The organism is Paenibacillus chibensis (assembly GCF_004001045.1).
GTDB classification, from domain to species: Bacteria; Bacillota; Bacilli; order Paenibacillales; family Paenibacillaceae; genus Paenibacillus_AQ; species Paenibacillus_AQ chibensis.
The window spans coordinates 88,527-113,961 of the sequence record NZ_BIMK01000018.1 but is presented as its reverse complement, the minus strand read 5'-3'; the positions used below and the strand labels follow the sequence as shown (position 1 = coordinate 113,961).

At 54.9% G+C, this 25,435-nt stretch carries 19 protein-coding genes; 16 read left to right on the top strand and 3 right to left on the bottom strand.

What is annotated here, in order from left to right; translation table 11 throughout:
- Positions 1-348 precede the first annotated feature (348 nt).
- The 5 genes from PCH05_RS15910 to PCH05_RS15890 all read left to right on the top strand — a co-directional run bounded on the left by PCH05_RS15910 (position 349) and on the right by PCH05_RS15890 (position 5,803).
- Positions 349-1,677 (top strand): MATE family efflux transporter, encoded by a 1,329-nt coding sequence (locus PCH05_RS15910; RefSeq protein WP_127603702.1) that lies wholly within the window; start codon positions 349-351, stop codon positions 1,675-1,677.
- A 245-nt stretch (positions 1,678-1,922) separates the two neighbouring features.
- On the top strand, positions 1,923-2,483 hold the full coding sequence (locus tag PCH05_RS15905; protein WP_127603606.1) for a TetR/AcrR family transcriptional regulator: 561 nt from the start codon (positions 1,923-1,925) through the stop codon (positions 2,481-2,483).
- Between the two features lie 2 nt (positions 2,484-2,485).
- Positions 2,486-3,919: a DHA2 family efflux MFS transporter permease subunit gene (locus PCH05_RS15900; protein WP_127603604.1), complete on the top strand. Its 1,434-nt coding sequence runs from the start codon at positions 2,486-2,488 to the stop codon at positions 3,917-3,919.
- Positions 3,920-4,191: 272 nt separating this feature from the next.
- Entirely contained in the window at positions 4,192-4,782 is a 591-nt protein-coding gene (locus PCH05_RS15895) for a TetR/AcrR family transcriptional regulator (RefSeq protein WP_127603602.1), read from the top strand.
- A 109-nt stretch (positions 4,783-4,891) separates the two neighbouring features.
- Positions 4,892-5,803 carry an SDR family NAD(P)-dependent oxidoreductase gene (locus PCH05_RS15890; protein ID WP_127603600.1) on the top strand — a complete coding sequence of 304 codons (912 nt, stop codon included), beginning with the start codon at positions 4,892-4,894 and terminating at the stop codon, positions 5,801-5,803.
- Positions 5,804-5,892: 89 nt separating this feature from the next.
- Here the strand turns inward: PCH05_RS15890 and PCH05_RS15885 are convergent, their stop codons facing one another.
- Entirely contained in the window at positions 5,893-7,278 is a 1,386-nt protein-coding gene (locus PCH05_RS15885) for a sensor histidine kinase (RefSeq protein WP_127603598.1), read from the bottom strand.
- On the bottom strand, positions 7,275-7,952 hold the full coding sequence (locus PCH05_RS15880) for a response regulator transcription factor (protein WP_127603596.1): 678 nt from the start codon (positions 7,950-7,952) through the stop codon (positions 7,275-7,277). The genes PCH05_RS15885 and PCH05_RS15880 overlap by 4 nt, the downstream gene beginning before the upstream one ends.
- On the opposite strand from PCH05_RS15880, the gene PCH05_RS27315 reads away from it, so the two are divergent.
- The 6 genes from PCH05_RS27315 (at position 7,944) to PCH05_RS15855 (ending at position 19,514) form a co-directional block, all read left to right on the top strand.
- The gene (locus tag PCH05_RS27315; RefSeq protein ID WP_164766671.1) at positions 7,944-8,093 is read left to right on the top strand and encodes a hypothetical protein; all 150 of its coding nucleotides are present in this window, start codon (positions 7,944-7,946) and stop codon (positions 8,091-8,093) included. The genes PCH05_RS15880 and PCH05_RS27315 overlap by 9 nt on opposite strands.
- Positions 8,094-8,320: 227 nt before the next feature.
- A complete protein-coding gene (locus PCH05_RS15875) occupies positions 8,321-9,451 on the top strand; it encodes a GntR family transcriptional regulator (RefSeq protein WP_127603594.1) in 1,131 nt (376 codons plus the stop codon).
- A 112-nt stretch (positions 9,452-9,563) separates the two neighbouring features.
- On the top strand, positions 9,564-10,232 hold the full coding sequence (locus PCH05_RS15870; protein ID WP_127603592.1) for a Crp/Fnr family transcriptional regulator: 669 nt from the start codon (positions 9,564-9,566) through the stop codon (positions 10,230-10,232).
- Between the two features lie 81 nt (positions 10,233-10,313).
- On the top strand, positions 10,314-10,901 hold the full coding sequence (locus PCH05_RS15865) for a redoxin domain-containing protein (protein ID WP_164766670.1): 588 nt from the start codon (positions 10,314-10,316) through the stop codon (positions 10,899-10,901).
- Positions 10,902-11,066: 165 nt separating this feature from the next.
- Positions 11,067-14,288, top strand: coding sequence for an alpha-mannosidase (locus PCH05_RS15860; RefSeq protein ID WP_127603588.1), 3,222 nt, complete (start codon positions 11,067-11,069; stop codon positions 14,286-14,288).
- Positions 14,289-14,591: 303 nt separating this feature from the next.
- Entirely contained in the window at positions 14,592-19,514 is a 4,923-nt protein-coding gene (locus PCH05_RS15855) for an immunoglobulin-like domain-containing protein (protein ID WP_164766669.1), read from the top strand.
- A 198-nt stretch (positions 19,515-19,712) separates the two neighbouring features.
- Here PCH05_RS15855 and PCH05_RS15850 read toward each other — a convergent pair whose 3' ends face one another.
- Positions 19,713-20,876: an MFS transporter gene (locus PCH05_RS15850; RefSeq protein ID WP_127603583.1), complete on the bottom strand. Its 1,164-nt coding sequence runs from the start codon at positions 20,874-20,876 to the stop codon at positions 19,713-19,715.
- A gap of 141 nt (positions 20,877-21,017) precedes the next feature.
- Here PCH05_RS15850 and PCH05_RS15845 point away from each other — a divergent pair, with 141 nt between their 5' ends.
- The 5 genes from PCH05_RS15845 (at position 21,018) to PCH05_RS15825 (ending at position 25,410) form a co-directional block, all read left to right on the top strand.
- The gene (locus PCH05_RS15845) at positions 21,018-21,380 is read left to right on the top strand and encodes a winged helix-turn-helix transcriptional regulator (RefSeq protein WP_127603581.1); all 363 of its coding nucleotides are present in this window, start codon (positions 21,018-21,020) and stop codon (positions 21,378-21,380) included.
- A 232-nt stretch (positions 21,381-21,612) separates the two neighbouring features.
- On the top strand, positions 21,613-22,653 hold the full coding sequence (locus PCH05_RS15840; protein WP_246049618.1) for a Gfo/Idh/MocA family protein: 1,041 nt from the start codon (positions 21,613-21,615) through the stop codon (positions 22,651-22,653).
- Positions 22,654-22,655: 2 nt separating this feature from the next.
- The gene (locus tag PCH05_RS15835) at positions 22,656-23,576 is read left to right on the top strand and encodes a Gfo/Idh/MocA family protein (RefSeq protein ID WP_127603577.1); all 921 of its coding nucleotides are present in this window, start codon (positions 22,656-22,658) and stop codon (positions 23,574-23,576) included.
- Between the two features lie 114 nt (positions 23,577-23,690).
- On the top strand, positions 23,691-24,572 hold the full coding sequence (locus PCH05_RS15830) for a sugar phosphate isomerase/epimerase family protein (RefSeq protein ID WP_127603575.1): 882 nt from the start codon (positions 23,691-23,693) through the stop codon (positions 24,570-24,572).
- A gap of 52 nt (positions 24,573-24,624) precedes the next feature.
- The gene (locus PCH05_RS15825; protein ID WP_246049616.1) at positions 24,625-25,410 is read left to right on the top strand and encodes a glucosamine-6-phosphate deaminase; all 786 of its coding nucleotides are present in this window, start codon (positions 24,625-24,627) and stop codon (positions 25,408-25,410) included.
- Positions 25,411-25,435 lie beyond the last annotated feature (25 nt).

Below are 25,435 nucleotides of genomic sequence, written 5' to 3'. Positions count from 1 at the left end.
ACTGCAGCGCCTGAAAAGTAAAAGAGATCGATGAAGAGCATGCTCTTCATCGGTCTTTTTTTATTAAACTCTATTGATAATTAATAAACGTTAAACTATAATGCCTAAGTAAATAATAAACAAATATCATATTGTCTATTTTAAATGAACTACAGGTGATTTTGTCGGCATCCGGCTTCCTGCTTCTGATCGATGAGAATGTTGCCTTCGTTTAGTTCAATGAATAGGCTCAAAGGAGATGTTCACATGAATTCGTCACAACCATCCGCTGAGCATGCGGCTGATTCCCGAAGGCCCGGCGCAGCATCCCCGTTAAGTCCTAAAGCTCAGTCCGGCGTGTATCGCCCCATGATCGCTTTTCTGATCCCCCTCATTCTAAGCAATGCGCTGCAGTCCATCGGACAGCTGGCCGGCGCAATCGTGGTTGGACGCTGGATCGGATTGGATGCCCTGGCGACATTATCCGCCTTTTTCCCGCTCTTTTTCCTGCTGGTCTCGTTCGTGATCGGGATCGGCTCGGGCAGCGCCATCCTGATCGGGCAGGCTTACGGAGCGGGCAATGAAGAGAAACTCAAGACGATTGTAGGTACGACGCTCACGTTTACCTTTCTGCTCGGGATCGTGCTTGCCGTGGTAGGCGGAATCTTTACGGAGGATATTTTGCGCATGGTCGGCACGCCGGCCAACATCATGGATGTTACCGTGCATTATGCGCGCATTATGTTCTGGAGCCTGCCGGTGATGTTCCTGTATATGGTATATACGACGTTTATGCGGGGAACCGGGGATTCCAAAACGCCCTTTTACTCGCTCATCGTGAGTACGGTGCTGAATCTGGTTTTCCTGCCGGTGCTCATTTTCGGATGGCTTGGTTTCCCCGAATGCGGCATTTACGGTGCGGCCTATGCGAACCTGATCTCGACCGTCATTACGTTCGTTCTGCTGCTGATGTATACCCACTGGAAAAAGAGTCCGCTCCGGCTGGATGCCTCGGTCCGCAGGCATTTGGGCATGAATAAGGAGATGCTGGCGCTGCTGCTTCGTCTCGGCATTCCGTCCAGCGTCAGCATGATCCTCGTATCCTTGTCCGAAATTGCGGTCATCGTGTTCGTGAACCGTTTCGGTTCCAATGCCACCGCTGCGTACGGCTCGGTCAACCAAGTGGTGAGCTACGTTCAGATGCCGGCAATCAGCCTCGGCATGACGGTTTCCGTCCTGGCCGCGCAGTCCATCGGCGCCAAACAGAACGACCGTTTGAAGGAAGTGATCCGGGCGGGTATCACGCTGAACTATATTATGGGCGTGGTGCTGATGATCCCCATTTATATTTTTTCGAAAAATATTCTGTCCTGGTTCATCACGAGTCCGGAGACGCTGGATATCGCCCACCAGCTCTTGGTCATCACGCTGTGGAGTTACCTGATATTCGGGCACGTTCAGATTATTGCGGCAGCGATGCGCGCGAGCGGCGTCGTGTTATGGCCGATGATTTTCAGCGTGATCTCGATCTGGTGCGTCGAGGTACCCGTGGCCTATCTGCTTTCTTATCATACGAGTCTTGGCATTCGGGGCATTTGGCTGGGGTATCCGGCGGCGTTTATCGTGAGCATGATTCTCGTCTACTCGTATTACTGGCTTTCCTGGAAAAATAAAAGCATTACGAGCCTGATGCAGTAAGCCTCAGGTGGTATGAAGCATCAAGCAAATGGATGTGTACACGAAGCAAATCGTTCGAGCAGTTGCGCGGGATAAGCCTGAAACCAGGTTTTCCGCGCAGCTGTTTTTTTCTTTTTTCAGCGGGGGAAATACTGCCTTCATCAAAAAAAATGATGGAATTTGAAAAATAATGCTTGAAAAATAGAAAAAATTTTTGGTATTCTTACAAACAGACCGGTTGGTCTAGAGGAGGCCGAAAAGGAATAATGGACACGAAATCAAGAATCATCGATATCTCAACAGCGCTTTTTCAGCAAAAAGGATATATCGGCGTAGGCTTGAACGAAATTTTAAAAGCATGCGAAATCTCGAAAGGCTCGCTGTATCATCATTTTCCGAATGGAAAAGAAGAATTGCTCATCGCCTGCCTGCAGTCCATGAATGATGTGATAACGACGGACATCCAGGACATTTTCAACCGTTATCCCACAGCCCGGGAAGCCACGCAGGCCATGATCGAAAAATTGACAGCGGACTTTGAGCGGGACGGGACGATTACCGGATATACGTTCAGCAGCATCGTCAGCGAAATTGGAGCACTGAGTGAACCGATCCGCCTCGCTTGTGCTTCTCTGTACCTCAACATGCAGGGGATTTATGCAGACAAGCTCATGGCGGACGGTTTGCCGAAAGGAGCGGCGGATTCCACCGCGCTTATGATGACGGCAGCGATCGAAGGCGGGGTTATGTTGTGCTTAACGCAAAAATCGAGCGGTCCACTCCAAACCCTGTCGCAGGTTTTACCTAATACATTGAAGGAGTCCTAACCATGAATCCACATGCTCAAGCAGCATCAATCACAAACCGCCAAATCAAAACAGGCCCGATCATGGCCGCGCTTTTAGTCGCAGGCTTTGTCGGACTGTTCAGCGAAACGGCATTGAATATTGCCTTGGGAGAGCTCAGTCAGCTGTTTGCCATCGATGCGACGACCGTCCAATGGCTGGCTACGGGCTACTTTTTGACATTAGGCATTCTGGTGCCGGTCACGGGTATTCTGATGCAAAAATGTTCGACGCGCCAAATGTTCATCACCGCAATTCTGCTGATGATATTCGGAACGGTATTAGCGGCGGCAGCCCCGGTGTTCGGCTTGCTATTGGCGGGCCGCGTCATTCAGGCTGCAGGACTGGCCATTAATTTGCCGTTAACCCAGAACGTGATTTTTACTATTTTCCCGCCGCATAAACGGGGCGCGGCCATGGGGATCATGGGTCTGGTTATGCTGGCGGGTCCGGCGCTCGGCCCAACGCTCGCGGGACTGATTCTGGATACCTTGTCATGGCACTGGATCTTCCTGGTTACCCTGCCATTCTTGCTGTTTTCCTTTATTTTCGGGCTTGCTTATCTGCCGAATGTGAATGAGATTCGCAAGGTGTCCATCGATGCGGCTTCCGTCATTCTGTCGACCATCGGCTTTGGCGGTCTCGTATACGGCGTCAGCGTTGCCGGGGACATCGGCTGGACGAGCTGGGAGGTCATGGGCAGCATCGTGATCGGAGTCATCGCATTGATCCTGTTTGCGTTTCGCCAACTGAACATGGAGCAGCCGATGCTGAATCTCAAAGCATTTTCATATCCGCTGTTTGTCCTAGGCGTCCTGATGAGCTTTATCACGTTTTTCAATATGCTGTCGCTGCTGGTGATTTTGCCGATGTATATGCAGATGGCGCTTCTGGTGACGGCATTTACGACAGGCCTGCTGCTGCTGCCGGGCAGCTTGCTCAACTGCGTGCTGGCGCCGATGATTGGCCGGATGTTTGACCGACATGGGCCGAAAGCGGTCATTACGCCGGGGACGATTATGGTTGTCATCGGATATGTGGCGTATTCGCAATTCGGTACGGGCACGCCCCTTTGGCTGATCGTGGTGACGCATATCGTGATGATGCTCGGGATCGGCATGGTGCTCGCTTCCGTGCAGACCAATACCCTCAACTCGCTTCCGAGACAATACTATCCGGATGGCATCGCGTTGACCCAAACGGTCCAGCAGGTGGCGGGGGCGATCGGCATCGCGGTGATGGTGTCGCTGATGTCGGCGAGACAAAGCAGTTATTTGGCCGAGACAGCAAACAGTGCGGCACAGGCCGCGGCAGCGGGTTCCTCGCTGGTGCTGAAGATCGGTTTATTGCTGGCCGTCGTCAATTTCGTGCTGTCGTTGTTCCTTAAGAAGCCGGAGCATCAACAGGCAGCAAAATAAAAGGGGCCATTCATCCCAAGAGAAGGATGGCGCCCGCGGGCTAAAATGTTCTGTATGCGATGAATGGCCACTTGCAATCCAGGGTGACCGGGGGATCTTCAAAATGATACCGCTGTTTAAGCAAGCCGGGCGATGCCCGGCATTTTTTTGCAGGCAGAGCCAAATGATCGACACAGAATCGCTATACTTTTCAGATTGCCGATGGGTAAAATTTGAAATATACTCAGAATAGAACAATCGTTCAAAAAGAAGCGCTATAAGAAGGTATCCACATGAATAAACGTCATTACAACAGCGAGGAAACGCGTCAGGTCATTGCCGAGAAGGCGGCGCAGCTGTTCGCCCAGAAGGGCTTTGCGGGCACATCGGTCGCGGATATTTCGCGGGAATCCGGATTCAGCAAGGGGCATATCTATTATCACTTTGAAAATAAAGAGAAGCTCTTTGTGCACCTGTCCCTCGAAACGATGCGCCACTGGGGCGAAAAGTGGCATGTGGTTGCCGGCTCGTACAAGACGGCGATCGAGAAGCTGTACGGCATGGCCCATTTCGTCATGAACAACTACAAGACGCCGCTGCTGCCGGTCGGGCAGGAGCTCGCCATGAATCCGAATACCTCGCCGGAGACGCTGCAGGCGCTGCAAGGTCTAGCGGCGACGCCGATGGCGGCCTATGCGGCCATTTTCCGGGAAGGCGTGGAAAGCGGAGAATTCGCCATCGACAATATCGAAGAAACGACGCTCTTGTTCGGTACCTGGATGGGAACGTTGTGCCAGTTTACGCTGACGATGGAAGGGGAACCGCTGCAGCGTTTGTTTCAGCAGTCGGTGACCATATTCGTGGGAGGCATACGGAGAAGGTAAATCCGGATCCGGCGTGCTTTTCGCCATTCACATTAGAACGATTGTTCTAAAAGTTCTAATTCAATGATCTACCATCCATCGATCCAAAACAGAAGGGGAGGAAACGGCTATGAAAAATCAGCGGACAGCATCGGATTTGACAGCGGGGACGACACTTCAGGCAAGCGATCGGAAAGTAGCCATCATTACGGGAGGAGCATCCGGCATCGGTCGCGCGCTTTGCAAGGAAGCTGCGGCCCGGGATATGGTCGTAATTGTAGCGGACATTCAAGTGGAAGGCGGCGAGGAGACGGTCAGGCAGCTTCGGGAAGCAGGGCAAGGGGAGGCTTATTTTGAAAAGCTGGATGTCACCAGCGCCGAGGCGGTCGAGGAGCTTGTAAACCGGATCTTCAACACTTATGGCAGGCTCGACTATATGTTCAACAATGCCGGCATTGCGATGTACGGCGAGCTGTGCGACATGTCCCTGGATCTGTGGCATAAAATCATGAACGTCAACCTGTGGGGAGCGATTCACGGGACGCATGCGGCCTATCCGCTGATGAAGCGGCAGGGCTTCGGTTATATCGTGAACACTTCATCTGCGACCGGTCTCGGACCGGCTCCGATGTCCTCCGCTTATGCGACCACCAAGCACGCGGTCGTCGGCATGACGACCTCGCTTCACTATGAAGCCGAAGTCTACGGCATTCATGTCAGCGCATTATGCCCGGCTTTCGTGGATACGCCGATTTATGCCACCGCCGATGCCGTCGGCATGGACAAGAATAAGATCAACGAGCAGGTGAATAAGCAGAAATCGATGAGCCCCGAGCAGTTCGCGAAAATCGCTTTTGCCAAAATCCACCGCCACGAAGCCGTCATCTGCCCGATGCCGATGCGCCGGACGATGGATCTCTTCTTTCTCTTGTTCCCCGCGATGCACCGCAAGCTGATGCGTTTGGTGTGCCGCATTTCCAGGGAGGCGAGCCTGAGGAACCAAACGGGTTCCCAGACGGCTGAAACGACGAGCATTTCATAAAATAAAAAAATCAGGGCGGCTCCTGCTTGCGTGGAGTCCGTCCTGATTTTGCGTTAACAACAACGTTCAAGGGAAGGAGCCGCGCATCGTCATGTCTTGGGAAGCGTAATATGAAACTCGGTGCCCGCGCCCTCCCGGCTTTCCACGGTGATCGTTCCGCCATGCATGCGGATGATCTTGTAGGTAATGGCCAGTCCCAGCCCGCTGCCCGTTTCGCCTTCCCGGCGGCTCCGGGCTTTGTCGGCTTTGTAGAACCGGTTGAAGATATAGGGCAGATTGTCCTCCGCTATGCCGATGCCGGTATCCTTGAAATCCACGTAGCAGTGCTGCTCGTCCTCATGCAGCCGGATCGTGATGGTCCCGCCTTCCGGCGTGAACTTGACGCTGTTGGTCAGCAGATTCACCCACACCTGGTGCAGAAGCCTTTGATCCGCCGTGAGATTCACTTCGGGAAGCTGCATGTTCAAGGCGAGCTCTTTTTCCCGCCAGCTCCATTCGGTTGTCATCAGCACGTCCTTGATCTGATCGGCGACATTAAAGGTCGTCTTCTCCAGCGCTTCCCCTTCCTTGTCCAAAGACGCCAGCATGAGCAGCTGCCTGCTCATTTGCGACATGCGCTTCGCCTCGCCTTCAATGACGGACAGATAATGCTTCTGCTGCTCCGGGCTGACTTCGCCGGACTGCAGCGTTTGGGAGAAGCCCTGAATGGAGGAGAGCGGCGACTGGATCTCATGCGAAACATTGGATACGAACTCCTGACGCATCTCTTCAAGCTGCTCCAGTCCCTTGGCCATCTGGGAAAAGTGGCTGGCGAGCCTTCCGATCTCATCCTTCCGGTTCACGTTCAGCTTCACATGATAGGTTCCCTGCGAGATCAGACGTGTCGCCTCGGTCAGCTTCGTAATCGGATGGACGATATATCGGGTGCTGATCACGACCAGCAGAATGCTGAGCAGAATGATCAGCACGACAATGACCGCCAGGAAAATATGCAGCTCCCCGAACAGCATATCGATATTCGGCCGCACGAATAAGGCGTATGTTTCCGTCCCGTCCTGCAGCGGCACACCGATCGTATTAATCAGCGTATTATCAAAAAATCCGGTAATAAAAGCCTTGGAGGGGAAATGCTTGATGCCGTGGTATACCTCACCCAGACGCACCTGTTCGACGACCGATGGGGACAGGCTGTGCTCCCGGAATGGGCCGCCGTAAAAAGTCCCTTTGCCGCTCCCATCCACAACGTAGATCTGGTAGCCGAGGGTGCCGATATTCCGGAGATAGGGCTCCCGTTCCTCTACGGGATTATTTTCGTAAAAATGCTTGATGCTTTCCGCAACATGCGTGACTTTGCTGTCATTGGCGGGCTTGAGCTCGTACTGATAAAAAATATTGGCCAGCACGAACGCAAGCACGCTGCTCAGCATCATAACGGCAATGGTCGTCAGGACAATCCGTAGATACAAGGATTTCATCGTTTGGCTGCCTCCAGTTTATAGCCGACGCCGCGCACGGTGCGGATGCTGAAATCTTCCGTTACGCCGGCGAAGCGTTCACGCAGCCTTTTGACATGAACATCCACCGTCCGGTCATCGCCTTCAAAATCGGCGCCCCAGATCAGCTGGATCAGCTCCTCACGCGAAAAGGTGCGGTCCGGAAAGCTGGCCAGCTGCGTCAGCAGCTCGAATTCCTTCATGGGCAGCATGAACATGTGATCGCCGCAGTGCACCATGTAATTTTTGGCGTCAATCACCGTATCGTTCAGCCTGATGACCTGCGAATTCACCATCTGGTAGCGGCGCAGCAGCGCCTTGATCCGGAATACCAGCTCTTTGGGCTCGAAGGGCTTGGTCACATAATCGTCGGTACCCGCCGTATACCCTCTTTCTTTGTCGGGCAGCTGGTCCTTGGCCGTCAGCAGAATGACCGGAAACCCATAATCCTGCCGGATTTCGCTGCACAGCTGCAGACCGTCCTTGCCCGGCATCATCACATCGATCACCGCCAGATGAATCTGCTCCTTGGACAGCACCGCCGTAGCCTCCATCCCGTCCGCCGCCTCGAATACGGCATATCCTTCATGCTGCAGGACATGCCTGAGCAGCTCGCGAATATGTACATCATCATCCGCCACTAAAATATGAATCATGAGGTCAACTCCCGCCAATCCGTTGTCATTCGTTATCGTTACCATTATACCTGCAAACCGGGCATGTTCACACATGGGCTGCAGGCGCCGCGCAATAAGTTGTCCGATGAGCTGGACACGCCGCATTTCCGCGACGAGTGATTGCTTGATTTTTTGATGTGGCATCGCCCCGTTATTTCAGCGAGTGCTTCCGGTACCAGTTTGAAATCCCTTTTCAAATTGTTGTGCAGAACTGCGCGGCAGAAAACGTTTCCAAATCCGTTGACTTGCCTCATGGCTGCAATGATATAATGCTTACATATACATGCCAAGAATGAAGAGAACGGTATGAAAGCGAAGGAATATACATCACTGGGGGATTAAAACGCATGAGTCAGGAACGGGAACCGCTCTATATCCAGATCGAAAACCACTTCAAACAATTGATTTCATCACGACAGCTGCTCGAGGACGACCGGATACCGACGGAAAAGGAATTGATTGACCAGTTCCAGGTCAGCCGGATCACGGTTGCGAACGCGCTGGCGGATCTGGCGAATGAAGGCTGGATATATCGCATACCGGGCCGGGGTAGCTATGTCAAAGGTATTCCGGAAAGCTACATGAAAAGCGCCCGCAGCGCCGTCATTTCGGAGGTACATGCCGGTCATGCACCCAAGATCGGACTCATTTTTCCTTCTATCGAGGATTTTTTCGCCATCCAGATGGTCCGGGGCATCCGCAATGCGCTGAAGGACAGCAAATATTCGCTGATCGTGATGTTTACGTACAATTCCAAGGAGCTGGAGAAGGAAGCGATTCGCGAGCTGCGCCCGAACGTGGACGGACTCATCATCTTCCCGGTCGATGCCGAGGTTTATAATGAAGAAATTATCGCGCTGAAAATGCAAAATTATCCGTTTGTCCTGCTGGACCGCCATTTGCCCGGCGTGGAGACGAACGTGGTTCTGTCCGACCCGCTGCAGGGCTCGATTCTAGCCGTGGAGCATTTGTGGAATTTGGGGCATCGCAACATAGCGATTTGCTCGGACACGCCGATGCCGACCGTTACGGTCGAGGAGCGGATCCAAGGCTATAACGAAGCGCTCAAGCAGCAGGGGGCGCTGATCAATCCCGCGCTGATCCTGACGGATTTCAGCATTCAGGACGCGCCGTACAAGGACGATTACGCGCTGTACAACTGTATCAGCAATCAGCTTGCGACCGCCTACATCGCGCTGAACTGCAAGCTGGGCGTGCATATTTGGTCGGTCGCCCGCAAGCTCGGCCTGCGGGTGCCGGAGGATGTCTCGATCATCACGTTCGATAATCCGAGCCCGCTGCTGGAGGAATTCAGCGCGTTCACGTTCATTAATCAGAACGAGGAACAAATGGGCTTTGAGGCGGCCGGCCGGCTGCTGAGCATCCTTGAAGCACCGGAAAGCGAGCTGAAATACAGCAAAACGGTATTGCAGCCGGAGCTGGTCGTGAATTTCACGACGGGGCCTGTCTCTTCCTAAGAGGACGCATGAGCTTGCATTCATTCGAAGAGCCTGTTATCGAGAGGGATAACAGGCTCTTTGGCCGTGAAGGGTTCGCGTAATTGGACCCATAAGGGAGGGAAGACGAAAGATGAATATGGATGTAGACAAGCAATGGTTTGACGTTTTTCCCTGCTTAAGCGCGGTAAAGCCTGCGGATTGGGCGGAAGCTCATCCATACGTGCAGCATTTCCAGGCGAAATCCAGCATTTTTCGTCCGGAGAATGCTTCGGCGTACGGCATGTTTCTGCTAAGCGGAACGGCGCGGATTACGGTTATTAACGAACAGGGAAACGAATCGGTGCTCAACATGCTCACTGCGGGAGAGGTCTGTTCATTGATGGTGCTCAGCGGACTGAGCGGACGTGATTATCCCGGCTCGCTGATCGCCGAAACCGACGTGGATGTGCTGTTCGTGCTCAAAGGCAGCTTCATGCGCTGGGTGCAGGAATACGAGCCGATCCGCACCGCAATTTTCGGCGGCCTCATGGAGGGGATGCTCCGAATGGTCGACCTCCTGCAGGAAAAACAATACGTGCCGCTGGAGAAGCGTCTTGCCAAAGCGTTGCTGCGCGGAACCGCGGAGGAACAGCCGCTGCTGCACATGACGCATCAGGAGCTGGCGGAGCAGATCGGCTCCGCAAGGGAGGTCGTGTCACGCTCGCTGCAGAGATTTAAACAACAGGGATGGATCGAGACCGGACGCGGATGGGTCCGGATCGAACGGAGAAGCAGCATGGAAGCGGCGTTGGGTGACTAGGTCACAGAGTGCCGCAGCCTTTCCTGATACATTGGGTTACAGGCGATGATGCCTAAATTGGATGATCAGGAGGAATACACCATGAACGACCAGCTTCGACCCGGGGACACAGCCCCCTTATTCCGCAGTAAGGATCAGCATGACAATCCCGTTTCCCTGGAAGATTACCGGGATCGCAAAGTGCTGCTTGCCTTCTTTCGCAATTCGGCCTGCGCTTTATGCAATTTGAGAGTGCATCAATTCATGCAGCGTTCCACGGTTTGGCAGCAGCAAGGGATGGAGGTGATCACCTTTTTCGAGTCTCCGGAAGCGAGCCTCCGCAAATATGTCGGTCAGCAGGACGCACCTTTTCCTTTGATCGCGGATCCCGTGGCAGAGGTATACGATTTGTTCGGCGTGGAGTCATCGGAAGCCAAGGCGCAGGCGACCTTGTCGAAGCCGGGCATCCATGAGGAGATATCCGCTAAGGTGGAAGCGGCGGGATTCAAGCTGATCCCGGAGGAAGGCTCCAATTTCAACCGGATTCCGGCCGAGTTTCTAATCGACGAGGACGGCGTCATTCAGGTAGCTTATTATGGAGAACTGATTACCGACCATCTGCCATTTGAAACGATTGAACGATTCGCCGCCGGTAATGGAGAAGATGCGCCCCGCCTGCAGCTATCATGACGAGCCTTTCATAACCCCGCGCGTCGGCAGGACATCGTTCTATCGACGAAAGACGATTTGCTAAGAAATATAGCGGATCGTCATTTTTTTATTTACATTAGATATAAATGATATATTATATATACTAAAAGTAATAAAAGCGTGGGGAAGGGAGCAAAAACAGTTATGAGATTTGTTCTGCAGAAGTTGGAAAACCGGATTCGGGAGCTGGCCGGACTTCGATACCGGGCGGGCCGAGCATTAGATAAGGTACATATGATTCCCGATGTGAAGGATCTAAATGATGCGCGTCAGCAATCCGCGTCGGGTACGGTCGTTCGCGTAGGCGACCATTGGGGCGGCAGAGACCGGTATGCGTGGTTTATGACGGACATCGAATTTCCTCGCAGCTGGCATGGAGAGGATGTCATTGGACTCGTCAAGCTGGGGGAGACAGGCGGAGGAAACTGCACGGGATACGAGGCGCAGGTTTACCTGAACGGCGAACCGCTGCAGGCGCTGGACCGCAATCATGCGGAGCTCTTTTTCCCGGCGGATACGGTAGCAGAGGGCCGGGCGGAGCTGGCCATTTATGCCTGGAGCGGCCTGAGCGCACCTGACGGCAGATCGCCGTTTGATCACCGGATCGATTCGCTGAGCATGGCGATTCTGGATGCTGACGTGGACGATTTGTATTATACGTCGCTTCATATGCTGCAAACCGTGAAGCAGCTGGACGAACGCCAGCTGGAAAGACATGAGCTGACGGCGGCTTTGGAAGAGGCGTTCCATCAGCTGGACTGGAGCCGGCCGGGATCGGAAACGTTTTACGCTTCGGCGGCGCTGGCGCGCCGGACGCTGCGGGAGCGCCTCGAAGCGATTCCGCGCGGACCGCGACCGCAAATTACGGCCGTGGGACACTGCCACATCGACGTAGCCTGGCTGTGGCGCCTGCAGCATACGCGCGAGAAATCCGGACGATCCTTCTCGACGGTGCTGACGCTGATGGACCGCTTCCCCGAATACGTATTCCTGCAATCCCAGCCGCAGCTGTATGCTTATATGAAAAAAGATTTCCCGCAGCTGTATGCGAAGATCAAGGATCGCGTGCAGAGCGGAAACTGGGAAGCCACCGGAGCCATGTGGCTGGAGTCGGACTGCAACATTCCGTCCGGCGAGTCGCTGGTGCGCCAGCTTCTGACCGGCAAACGCTTCTTCCGGGATGAATTCGGCGTGGATAACCGCGTGCTGTGGCTGCCGGACGTCTTTGGCTACAGCTGGGCGCTTCCGCAAATTCTCAAGAAGAGCGGCATTGACTACTTCATGACGACCAAAATCAGCTGGAGCCAGTACAACCGCTTTCCTTACGATACGTTCACATGGAGAGGGATCGACGGGACGGAAATTCTGACGCATTACATTACGACGCCGGATAATGACGGCAGCTGGTTCTATACGTATAACGGGAATGTGACCGGAGCATCCGTGCAGGGGCTGTGGAACAATTACCGCCAGAAGGATATCAATGATCAACTGCTGTTGGCCTACGGCTGGGGGGACGGAGGCGGCGGCCCGACCCGCGATATGCTGGAGGCGGTACGGCGTTATGAGGATATGCCGGGAGCGCCCCAGGTCAAAGCGGGCGGAGCGGAAGAATTCTTCGCTCAGCTCGAGGAGCAGGTCAAGGATCAACCGCAGCTGCATTTATGGGACGGCGAGCTGTATCTGGAATACCATCGCGGAACCTATACCTCCCAAGCGTACAACAAGCGGATGAACCGCCGGATGGAGCTGCTGCTGCATCACGCGGAATTCCTGAACGCCTTCGCGCTGGCGTTGAATCCGGAGCATGCCTATCCGTCGGCGCAGCTTGCGGAGAGCTGGGAAATCGTCCTGCGCAACCAGTTTCACGACATTATTCCGGGCTCCTCCATCCAGGAAGTGTACGAGGACAGCAAGCTTGAATACGAGGACTCCGAAAAGCTTGCGCTTGCCGCGATCGAAACAGGCCTCGCCGGCTTGAACGGGCATGGAGCGAAGAAAGCCGCTGTTGTAGCTGAAAAAGGGCTTCAGGTCCGTATCTTCAATGCGCTGGGCTGGACGCGATCCTTCCTGGCTGAGGTGGAGCTGGATGGCGCAGCGAAGCTTGATTGGTATACGGCGGACGGGGTGAAGCTGGACACCCAGGCCGCATCGGCGGATGATGCGGAAGAGGGCAAGATGCTGGTATACGTGATGGATGTGCCCGCATACGGCTATACGACCGTATACGGACGAGGCGGTGCCGCTGCACAAGCAGCGGAGATGGTTGACGATGCCGGAAACGACGATGCCAACACCGATTGGATTATCACGGCGGAACATCTGGAGACGCCATACTACAGCATCCGCCTGAACGAAATCGGGCAGTTCGTTTCCCTCTATGACAAACGGGCCGGACGCGAGGTGCTGAAGCCGGGTCAGCCGGCGAACGTGCTGCAGGTGTTCGAGGATAAGCCGATGGCGCATGACGCCTGGGACATCGATATTTACTACCAGGACAAAATGACCGTCGTGGGCGATCTGCGCGAAGTATCCGTGCTGGAGGCCGGGCCGCTGCGGGGCGTGCTGAAGCTGGTGTACAGCTATCAGCATTCCACGATCGAGCAGCATCTGACCGTCTACCGCGACCATCCGCGCATCGACTTCAAGACCAAAGCGGACTGGCATGAGCATCAACAGCTGCTCAAGGCAGCTTTCCCGGTCGAAATCCGCTCGACCAAAGCGACGTACGAAATCCAGTTCGGCAACGTGGAGCGTCCGACGCACTGGAACACGAGCTGGGATTATGCCCGCTTCGAGTCCGTTGCCCAGCGTTGGGTAGACCTGTCCGAAGGCGGATACGGCGTCAGCCTGCTGAACGACTGCAAATACGGCCATGACATCCGCAATCACGTCATTCGCCTGAGCTTGATCAAGTCCGCCGTATATCCGGACGGCAATGCGGATCAGGGACTGCATGAATTCACGTACTCGCTGTATCCGCATAGCGGCGGATGGTATGAAGCGGGAACGCATCAAGCGGCATGCGAGCTGAATACGCCGCTGCTTGCGGCCGAAGCGACGGAGGAGGCGGGGCTGCAGGCGACGCTGGGCATGCTGAACGTGGATGCAGCGAACGTCATGATCGATACGGTGAAAAAAGCAGAGGACGGCAGCTCGCTGATCGTGCGCCTGTACGAATTCGGAGGAATCCGGACGAAGGCGTCCGTGAAGGTGAATCCTTACCTGGGAGCGGTGCAGTCGGCGCAGGAAACCGATTTGATGGAGGAGCACCCGGTGGATTTGGCAGTAAACGGGCATGAATTTGAGGTCGCTCTGGCACCGTACGAGATCAAAACATTGAATATTGCGATTTCCCAAGTTTAATCCAAGCAAGACACGATGAAAGAGGGCGCGAAGGCGTCCTCTTTTTTTATTTTTTAAAATTTTAGAGACTATACACCCTTACTGGAGACAGTTAAGCCCTGCATTTCTCTAAGAAGGTCTAAACTTGTAGAATAATGTAAAAAAATGTTCAGAATCGGTTCAGTGGGGGCTGTTATATTTTCAAAGGTAGGTATTATGTCGCAGTAAAGGAATCTTTGGTGTGAGCCCAAAAGACCGACTTTTTTTGATCGGAATGCGCGTTATCGCCGTGTAAATTTTTATATGAAGAGAGGGGATCGAGATATGTTTATGAAAAAACTGACCTCCTGCTTGTTGGCCATTGCACTGATATGCCTGCAGGCAAGTCATTTGTTCGTTTCTGTCGGTTACGCGCAATCGGACCAACAGAATTATTTGACGTTTAAATACGATCGGTTCAGCCAGGATGGAAGATTGAAGCTGAACGGCAACTCGGCTGTCGTGAGCAATGTGTTGCGGCTTACGCCAAGCCAGTCCGGACAATGGGGAACCGTGTTCAACAATAACCGGATTTCCTTGTCCAACAATAAATCCTTCAGTACATATTTCGAATTCAATATGGTCAAGGGTAGCGGCCAAACCGTAAACGGCAAGCCGTGGACTTGGGCGGACGGCCTGGTCTTTACTGTTCAGACGACCTCGAATGGTGCCGGAGGATTGGGGTCGGGCCTTGGATATGCCGGGATCGGCAAGAGCGTCGGCGTCGAGTTCGATACGTTCCGCAACGGTCCGGACATCGGAAATCTCGGGGATCCGTCAGGTCTCGGGGAGAACGCTAAGGATAGCCTCTATACGAATCATACGGCAGTCGATATCAATGGAGCCGTAAACCATACAGTCCAGAAAGAAGCGACCTCCGCGACCTCCTACGTCGGGGATTACCGCAATTTGGACAGCACGCCTGATATCCGGTTGCGTCAAAATCCGGCGACGCAGCATGTATGGATCGACTATGACGGAGCGGAGAAGTCCATCGAAGTGCGGATGAGCACTACGGATTATCGGCCTACCGGCTATGTCTTGAAAAAAACCAATTTGGATCTGACGAACATTCTGCAGTCGGACGATGTGTATGTCGGGTTCACGGCCTCTACCGGCTCGGCATGGCAGGAGCACAATATTACCAAGTGGTATTTTGCCAACACCTACAGCCCGATTGACACCCATACACAAACGTACGTTGAAGCGCCGAAAAGCGTTACGCTCACCCCGGCCGCGGAAGCTGATCAGCGCGTTAAGCTGAATATCCAGACGCTTGCGGTCGACAACACTCCGGCCGGGAATATCCCGCTGACTATCAAGGTTGATAATCCTGCGGTCAGCATTGTGCAGAATCAGGTTACGACAGGCAACGATGGGAAGACCGCCACTTATTTGATATCGGACAAGCAGGTCACGACCAAGGTGCGGATCGAAGGACCGGGCGGGATTTTTGACGAGAAACCGGTGACGATTTACCCTTACGTGAATCCGAATCTGAGCTTGAGTGAACCTATGCTGCAGGAAGCGCCTGAAAATGACGGTTCCGTAGCAGGACAACAAACCATTTACATTTCTAATGGGACGTTTAGCCCTCAAATTCAAGTGAGCGATATAAAAGTCAACAATCTGCCAAGCGGACTCATCCCTTCCGTCGTGCCAAGCCAGGATGGAAAGAATATTAAGGTATCCTTTACCGGGCAAGCGGTAAACCATAGCAAGGAATTTTCGTCGGACCGCATCTCCATCACGATCAATAAAGCAGTGATCTCGGGTGCGACCAAGGATTTGACGACCCCTGTCTTTTCGATCGGCTTTGCCGATCCGGCACGGGTCCATGTCCAGGAAGGCGAGGTTGCGGAGGTTTCGGATTTCAGTCACGGCTGGGTTCAGGGATCGCTGAATGTCAGCATCGAAAATGGCACCTTCACACAGGATATCGCGGAGGGCGGTGTTAGCCTGGATCATTTACCGGAAGGAATGGTCAAACCAGACGTGACTTTCGTAGACCCTTCCCATATTACGGTGACCTTCGATACGTATGCGGAGGCTCATGATAATGTTAACGATCTGATGTCGTCGCTTGTCGTTGATGCGGGCAAAGTAATCGGAAGCAATGGACATAAACTTACCAGCAATACCTTTAAAATTAACTTCAACGAGCCGGAACCTTACTTGCTGGTGCAGACGCCTGAGCTTCGTGAATCGGATCGTAACGACGGCTCACTGAGCGAAACCGCGAATACCATCGTCGCAGCGCTATATCATGGATCGTTTAAGCATCCGCTGACAGTCGGGGACATTCGGATCGATAACCTTCCGCCAGGGCTTGAAGTCGGCTCGGTAAGAAGCATCGATGATGAGCTGTACGTTACGCTGACCGGCAAAGCGCTGGATCATTCGGCGGTGAACAGCGTTTCGAATATTGTCCTATCGGTCGTGAAGGAATGCATTGACCCGAACGAGGATCGAATCGATGTTCCGGGCGAGAAGATTACGTTGGCCGAAGACGTACAATCGAATTCGTTCGGCATCATGTTCCAAGACCCGCCGCCAACCATTACGGTGACACCAGACCGTATTATGGACCAGCCGGACGGAACGATTGCTCCCCAGCTGACCGTTACGCTGAGCAAGGGCAAGTTTGCCTCCGGCGCGGAAACGGGCTTAATCATCAATAATTTGCCTGACGGCGTTACGTATAATGCCGTTAAATCGGACGATCAGACGATTGTCGTGACGTTTACAGGCCGGACCATCGTAAAAAATAATATTTCCAAATATGCTTCGGTTACGATCCAGCCGAACGGGGTAGAGGGAACCGAGAATAGCTTGACCTCCAACAGCTTCTATTTGGACGTGCCTAGTCAAAATACAGTCGTTCAGCTGGATAAGAGCATGTTGGACGTTATTTATCAAGAAGGCGATTCGAGCACCCGCGTTACCGGCGATGTCGGTTTGAAGACAAGCGGTGCGAACGGTTCCCAGATTACCTGGGCCTCCAGCGATCCCGATGTGATCGGAACGGATGGCACCGTGGTAAGACCAGCAGGAGACAAGACGGTGACGCTGACCGCAATGATTACCAATGGTGACGTGACGGACACCAAAACCTTCACGCTTCTCGTCAAAGCACGGCCGAAGACGGATCAGGAATCCGTGGAGCTGGACAAAGCCGACCTGGACATCGGCTATGATGAAGGCGAGGACGAAAATAACGTCACAAGCGATATCGAGCTTCCAAAGCACGGAGAGCATGGGACCGATATCGTTTGGAGCAGCGAACCGGAAGGCTATGTCGATCCGTCTACCGGAACAGTTACGCGTCCCTCCTACAGTCAAGGGGATCAGACAATCACCTTGAAGGCGACCGTTACAAAGGGAGACGTCACGGAAACGAAAGAATTTACGGTGATCATCAAAGCGAAGCCGATGACGGATCAGGAAGCCGTGGAACGGGATAAAGCCGATCTGAACATCGTCTATCATGAAGGCGAGAACGAAAATAACGTCACGAGCGATATTGAACTTCCGAAGCACGGAGAGCATGGGACCGACATCGTTTGGACCAGCGAGCCGGAAGGCTACGTCGATCCGTCTACCGGAAAAGTTACACGTCCGGCCAGCAGTCAAGGGGATCAGACCATCACTTTGAAGGCGACCATCAAAAAAGGGGACGCCACGGAAACGAAAGAAATTACACTGATCGTCAAGGCCAAGGCGCCTGTGCCGGGTAACGGTCAAGGAAACGGCGGGGGCTCTGGAGGAGGAGTTGATCCATCACCGGCTCCGCAGCCTTCCACAGAAACGATCACGTTAAACGTACAGGTCGGCAAAGGCTCACAGTTCGAAAATGCCGCGAAAACGGTCATTACCCGAACGACGCTGCCGGACAAGACGAAAAAGGACATGGTCAACTATACGTCCAGCCAAGCTGAAGAAACCGTGAAGACAGCCAAAGCGAGCGGCTCCACGACAGCGCGGTTGTTCCTTCCGGACGCGAAGGACGAAGTATCGCAAATCGATATCAGCATCTCTAAAGATGCCGTAGGAAAGCTCGTGAATGCAGGTCTTGATTTGACGATTTATTCGCAAAACGGCCAAATCCATATTCCTGCCGAATCTTTGGCCGGGCTCAGCGAAGACCTGTATTTCCGCATCGTACCTATTAAAAAGGAAGATGAACGCAAACAGGTAGAAACGCGTGCCAAGCAGGAACGTATCGTTCGAGAGGTGCTTGGCACTGGCAGCATTTATGTGGTCGGCCGTCCGATGACGATCGAAACCAACCTGAGCAGCCGTGCTGTGACGATCACGCTGCCGCTCGACCCAGCCTCCGTTCCTGCCGACCAGGCGAAGCGGGAAGCATTCATGGCCAACCTGGCCGTGTTTATCGAGCATAGCGACGGCGAGCGCGCGCTCGTCAAACCTGTCGTGGTGCCTTATGACGATACTAGAATGGGACTTTCCTTTAGCATCGACAAGTTCAGCACATTTACGATCGTCAACATCGACGAGCTGGCACAGTATTTGAAGGATCATGGAATCGGGCAGGGCGGAATCCTGAGCTCGAGCGCTTCGGCATCGGGTTCCGAAGGAAGTCACAAGGCATATGTCGCAGGATATCCTGATGGCACGTTCAAGCCGGGAAAAAGCCTTACCCGTGCAGAGATGGCTACCATTCTGAGCCGGGTGGGCATCGGAGGAACCGCTGTTACCGATGCGGCGGCATATCCGGATATCCGCTCCACGCATTGGGCACAGGGAGCGATCCGCGAAGCGACCGAGAAAGGACTCATGAAGGGCTTTACGGATGGGCTGTTCCATCCGGAGCAATCGATTACGCGTGCCGAGATGGCCGCGGTCGTAAGCCGCTGGCTTCACTTGGAGGCGCAGGAGGGTCCACTCCTTACCGGCTTGGCCGATATTTCGGGACATTGGGGTGAGAAGGACATGAGCCTGGTTGTTCAAGCAGGCATCATGAAAGGCATGCCGGACGGCACCTTCCGTCCCAACCAGCCATTGACGCGTGCGGAGGCTGTTACGGTCATCAATCGCATCCTGAAGCGCGGACCTTTGGAGGGTGTGACGGTTCCGACCTGGCAGGATGTCGCCGCTGATCACTGGGCTTACGGTGACATTGAAGAAGCTTCCTTGGATCATGCTTTTACACGGACGACCGCAGGCAGCGAACGCATTGCGAAATAGCCCGGTCGCGCAGTAGTCATAGGTTTTGACAAAATAAGAAGATGCCCCAGGCATCTTCTTATTTTTTGTTGTCCTCATATGATCTGAAGAAGGCGGGAACGGGCAGATGCTGACGATTGTACTCCTGTGCGAATTTTGGCATACGGTTGAATACAGCCGTGAAGGTAAATGCCCGCGGAGGAGGATATGCCCTTTCATTTACGCAGTTTGAGCAGAGTGCCGTTTGCCGAGCGCGAAGCTTAGGAGCGCTGTCCCAAGCCCGATCGTCACAACGATTCCGGCCAGCCATGGATTGTACAGGACCGTCGAGGTGCGTTCGATCAGCATGCCGCCCGAACCGGCACCAGCGGCGAGGCCCAAATGAATCATCGACGTGTTGAGGCTGAGGACGAGGCTGGAAGACTCGGGAGCCTGCTTGATCACATGGGTTTGCAGAGCAGGTCCGCCCATAAACATCGAAAACATGATGAATCCGATCAGCACGATTTCTGCGGCGAGCGAGCCCGTGAATAGCGGGAGCAGGAGCAGTGCTGACACATGCATGATTAAACTGGCGAGAATGATGCGGCGGGTTCCCCAACGATCGGCGCCGGAGCCGCCCAGTCGGGCGGCCATCGCGCCGATGAGTCCAAGCCCGAGCATGAGCAGGCTGATCGTTCCCGCGTTCAAATGAAGCAGTTCGTTCAGGAATGTCGTCAAATACGTCAGCAGGACGGAATTTCCGGACTCGCGGAAAAAGCTGAGCAGGAGCAGGCTGGCGATGATGCCGGAGCTCAGTACTCTGAACTGCCGGCGTAATGAAGCCGGCTCGTCGCCGGACATGCGCGGAAGAAACCGGAGAATGACAAGGGCCATCAACAGGCTCAGCACGCCGAGAATCACGAAGATGGATTGCCAATTGAGCCATTTGGTAATGGCGATGCCGATCGGAACGCCCAAAATCATGGCGGAACTAAAGCCGAGCACGATCGTGCCGATGGCGGCGCCGACTTTGTCGGGAGGGGAGATTTTGGCCGCGGCAGCGAAAGCCGTCACCAGGTATACGCCCGAGCTTACGCCCAAAAGGGCCCTGGAAACCAGAATGACACCGAAATGAGGGACGATGGAAGCTGCGCTTCCCAGCATAAAGAGAACGAGCGACAGGAGCAGCACCCTTTTGCGTTCCCAACGGGACGTGAAAAATACAATCACGGGCGTTAAGAAGGCAAAAGCAAGCGAGTAAACCGTAACCAGTTGCCCCGCAAGCGCAACCGAAATACGGAGATCGGAAGCGATGACGTATAAGATGCCGGAGACGATAAGTTCGGAAGTGGCGGTGAGAAAAACGCCCAACGTCAGAATATATATAAACAAACGGTTCATCAAAATCATTCCTTTCGGGGATGTTGGAGAGCTCTCCATTGCATTATAATGGTGTTACATTTCTTTAGTAAGGACGCAAAATATTTGGATGTTATCCAAATACATGGAGTTACTTACAAATGGTAAGGAGATGATTGGTATATGGAACAATCTCAGCCAGGCGATAAGGAAGACCTCTCGAATATTTGCTCCGTGCTGCAGATTTTGGGGGCGAAGTGGGCCTTTTTAGTGATCGCGGAGCTGTCGAAGGGGCCGAGAAGGTTCAATCAGCTCAGTCGGGACCTGGCCGTCGTCAAGACGCAATCCTTGTCCAATGCGCTCCGCCATTTGGAGCATAGCGGCATCGTCTCTCGACGGGTGTTCCCGACGGTGCCTGTGACGGTGGAGTATTCGCTGACCGAGAAGGGCATGGATTTTAAGACGGCCCTTTTGGAAATGGAGCGCTGGGCTGCCAGATGGAATCTCGAGGAGCAGCCCCGGGAGCAAGACAGAATACAAGCATAAAGGTGAGTGAAGCAGGGAAGATGCGGAATGCATCTTCTTTTTTTTGCGATAATCGCGCTGCCAAGCCTCATATACATCTGAATACGCACTTCTGCGGATTCATCTTCCATTTTGCGGCTGATGCCAAAGATGCGGGCAAAGCGGAACAACGGAGGATTGGCAGCCGGGGCGGCTGTTTTTAGAATGGAGATGAAAGTCCGCGGTGCATTCACCGATTAAGGAGGTCGCAATGATGAAAAAGATGAGGTTTGCCATTGTCGGCGCGGGCGTCATATCACCGCTTCACGCCCGTGCGATTGTCAGCCATCCGGAGGCCGAGCTTACGGCCATCGTGGATGAGGTAGAGGAGAAGGCCGAGGCGCTGGCGAGGGAGTTCGGATCGCCGCCGACATACAGAAACGTGGAACAGCTGTTGAAGGAAGGGGAAGCGGACGCGGTCTGCGTCTGTGTGCCGAGCGGTCTGCACCGGGACATTACCGTCGCGGCGGCACGGGCCGGCAAGCATGTATTTTGCGAGAAGCCGCTGGGCATTACGGCGAAGGACATGGATGAAATGATCGAAGCCTGCCGGTCGAACGGGGTGAAGCTGGCAACCGTATTTCAGAAACGGACGACGCGGGAAGCCCTCCTGACGAAAAGGGCGATCGTGGAAGGCAAGCTGGGCAAGCTGGTTTTGGGGGACGCTTACCTGAAATATTTCCGAAGCCGCGAATATTACAAGAGCGCCGGCTGGCGCGGCACATGGGCCCTGGACGGCGGTGGGGCGCTGATGAATCAGGGCGTTCACGGCGTGGACATTATCCAGTGGATGATGGGCGACGTGGAGAGTGTGTTCGCGTACGCTTCACCGCTGATTCATGACATCGAGGTGGAGGATACAGCCGTTGCGGTGGTGAAGTATGCGAATGGAGCCTATGGAGTCATCCAAGGGGCGACGACGGTGAACCCGGGCCAGGAGGCGCGTTTTGAAATCCATGGGGAGCACGGCTCGATCGTATACGGAGACAGCGGCTTTAAAGTGTGGAAAACGGTAGACGATGACGCGGCTCCGACCGGCACGTCACAAGGAACCGCCGACGGCACCGATGATCCGCGCGCGATTTCGGCCGATGGACATTATATGCTGATTGATGATTTGATCGGCGCGGTGAAGGAGAACCGCGAGCCGCTCATATCCGGGGAAGAGGCGCGCAAATCGGTCGACCTGATATTGGCCATTTACGAATCCGCCCGGACCGGTAAAGAAGTGAAGCTGCAGCCTGGAGGCGTATAAGCATGGACTCGAACATGTTGAACATCGGCATGATTGGCCTGGATACTTCCCATGCCCCATTATTTGCGGAAATGCTCAACCGGCCTGCGCATCCGTTCCATGTGCAGGGCGGAACCGTGACCGTGGCGTTTCCGGGAGGATCGCCGGATTTCCCGCTTAGCATCAGCCGGGTACCGGCATATACGGCCCAAATCCGCGACGAATTCGGCGTACGGATGACGGATCGGCTGGAGGAGGTTGCCGAAGAAGCGGATGCGATCATGCTCCTCACCGTGGACGGCAGGCTGCACTTGGAGCAGCTTGCGGCCGTGGCGCCCTACGGGAAGCCTGTATTCGTCGATAAGCCGTTTGCGCTCGCAAGCCGGGACGCGCTGGCGATGGCTCGCATCGCCGAAGAGCATGGCGTGCCGCTCATGAGCTGCTCCTCGGTGCGCTGGGCGGAGAACCTGGCAGCGGCCGCCAGCGATGAAGGGAAAGGGCAAATCATCGGCGCGGACTGCAGCGGACCGATGGAGCTGCAGCCGACGCAGCCGGGATTTTACTGGTACGGCATTCATATGGCCGACATGCTGTACCGCTGCATGGGTCCCGGCTGTGTCGAGGTCAAGGTCACCACCGCGGAGGATCACGACGTAGCCGTCGGGATGTGGTCCGACGGCCGCATCGGTACGCTGCGCGGCAACCGGAAGGGCAATAAGCGCTTCGGGGCACTGCTGCACCGGGAAGAGGGCACGGAATTCGTGGATATTTACGCCGCCTCGAAGCCGTATTATGCCAGCATGCTGGAGGCGGTGATGCGCATGTTCCTAACCGGAGCTGCGCCGCTGGATATCCGGGAAACCGTCGAGGTGATTGCTTTTCTGGAGGCGGCGAACGAAAGCCGGCGTACGGGCCGGACTGTAGCGCTGAAGGTGTTGGACTAAGCCGGCAAGCCCATGATGAAGAACACCAGCCTCCAAGCGCCAAAGAAGGATTAGGCCATTAAATATTCATGCAGTGAACATGACGGAGCTACGCGAAAAGGAGGCGGCAAGGGCATGGCATGCTTTAAACTGGGCGTCATCACGGATGAAATCTCGCAGGATATCGAGGATGCGATCCGGATCGCAAAAGATTATGGACTGGAAGGCTTGGAGCTTCGGTCGGTGGAAGGCAAGCAGTTGCATCGCCTCAGCGGGCAGCGGGTGAATGAAATCGCCGCCCGGATTCACGATGCCGAGCTTCGCGTCTGCGGATTATCGACGCCGGTATTCAAATGCAATCTGGGGAACGTGGAAGAGACGGCTGCGCATCACCGCATGCTCCGCAGGTACGCGGAGCTGGCCCGGCAGTTCGGCGCGCCGTATATCCGGGGCTTCAGCTTCTGGGCCGACGGGGACTGGGAGACTGCATTCCCGCGGATCGTCCGGGAGCTGGAGCTCGTGGTGCCGGTGATGGAGGAGTTTGGGACCATCTTCATTGTGGAAGCGGACCCGTCCGTGAACGCGACCAACGGCGAGAAGGTGGCAGCCCTCGTGCAAGCCGTCTCGTCCCCTCAAGTCCGGGCGCTATACGATCCGGGCAACGATTTATGGGACCCGGCCGGCGAACGGCCTTACCCGGACGGGTACGAAGCGCTGTGCGGCCTGATGGTACACATGCATGCGAAGGATGCCGTTCGCGGGCCGGAGCGGACAGAAGCGGTGGCGATCGGCCGGGGCCAGGTCGGCTATTCGGACCTGTTGGACCGGCTGGCGGCCGACGGGTACGAGGGCTGGCTGGTCGTCGAGACGCATTACCGGCTTGCCTCTGCCTTAAGCGAGGAGCAGCTGAAGCGGCCGTCGGGATATGCTTTCTCCGACGGGGGCGAGGCCGCGACACGCGAATGCCTTGACGGCTTGTTTGAGCTGCTGAAGCCCGATCGGCTCGGCATTTCTTGAAGTAGTGGCTTGCCGACCAGCGGAGAACAGAAGCGAAAGGAGAGGGATCGGGATGAATATTCCCATGCCTGAGCGGACATGGACAGCAGGCTGTCTGCAGGTCCGGCAGTACGCCGGCCGCGACGACCTGGGAAGGGCGGCGGCACTGGATGCCGCCGAAGCCATCCGGTTAAAGCTGAAAGCGCAGGAAGCGGTACGGGTGGTATTCGCGGCCGCGCCGTCACAGAATGAGTTCCTGGATCATCTTGCGGAGGCGGAAGGGATTGATTGGAAACGGGTCACGGTGTTCCATATGGATGAATACATCGGCCTTGAGCCGGATGCGCCTCAGCGCTTCAGCCATTTTCTGATGACGCGATTGTTTCAGCGCGTGCAGCCGGGTGCGGTGCATTTGATCGATCCGGCGGCGGAAGCCGGGGAGGAGTGCAGGCGTTATGCCGCGCTGCTGGAGGAGGCGCCACTCGATCTGGTCTGCCTTGGCATCGGCGAGAATGGGCATATCGCCTTTAACGATCCGCCGGTAGCGGACTTTCAGGACCCCAGCACGGTGAAAAGTGTCGTGCTGGACGAAGCCTGCCGGCAGCAGCAGGTGAACGACGGCTGCTTCGGCCGGCTTGATCAGGTGCCGCGGGAGGCGCTGACGCTGACGGTGCCGGCGCTGCTATCAGCCGAGCGGCTCCTGTGCATGGTGCCTGGCACAGCTAAACGGAATGCCGTTCGGGATGCGCTGGAGGGGCCGGTATCGACGGCCTGCCCGGCCTCGATTTTGCGGACGCATGCGAATAGCGTCCTCTATCTGGACCGCGATTCCTGTCCGGAGGCATTTCGGAGGGAATAAGCGGAGACCAGTTGGAAAGGAGGAT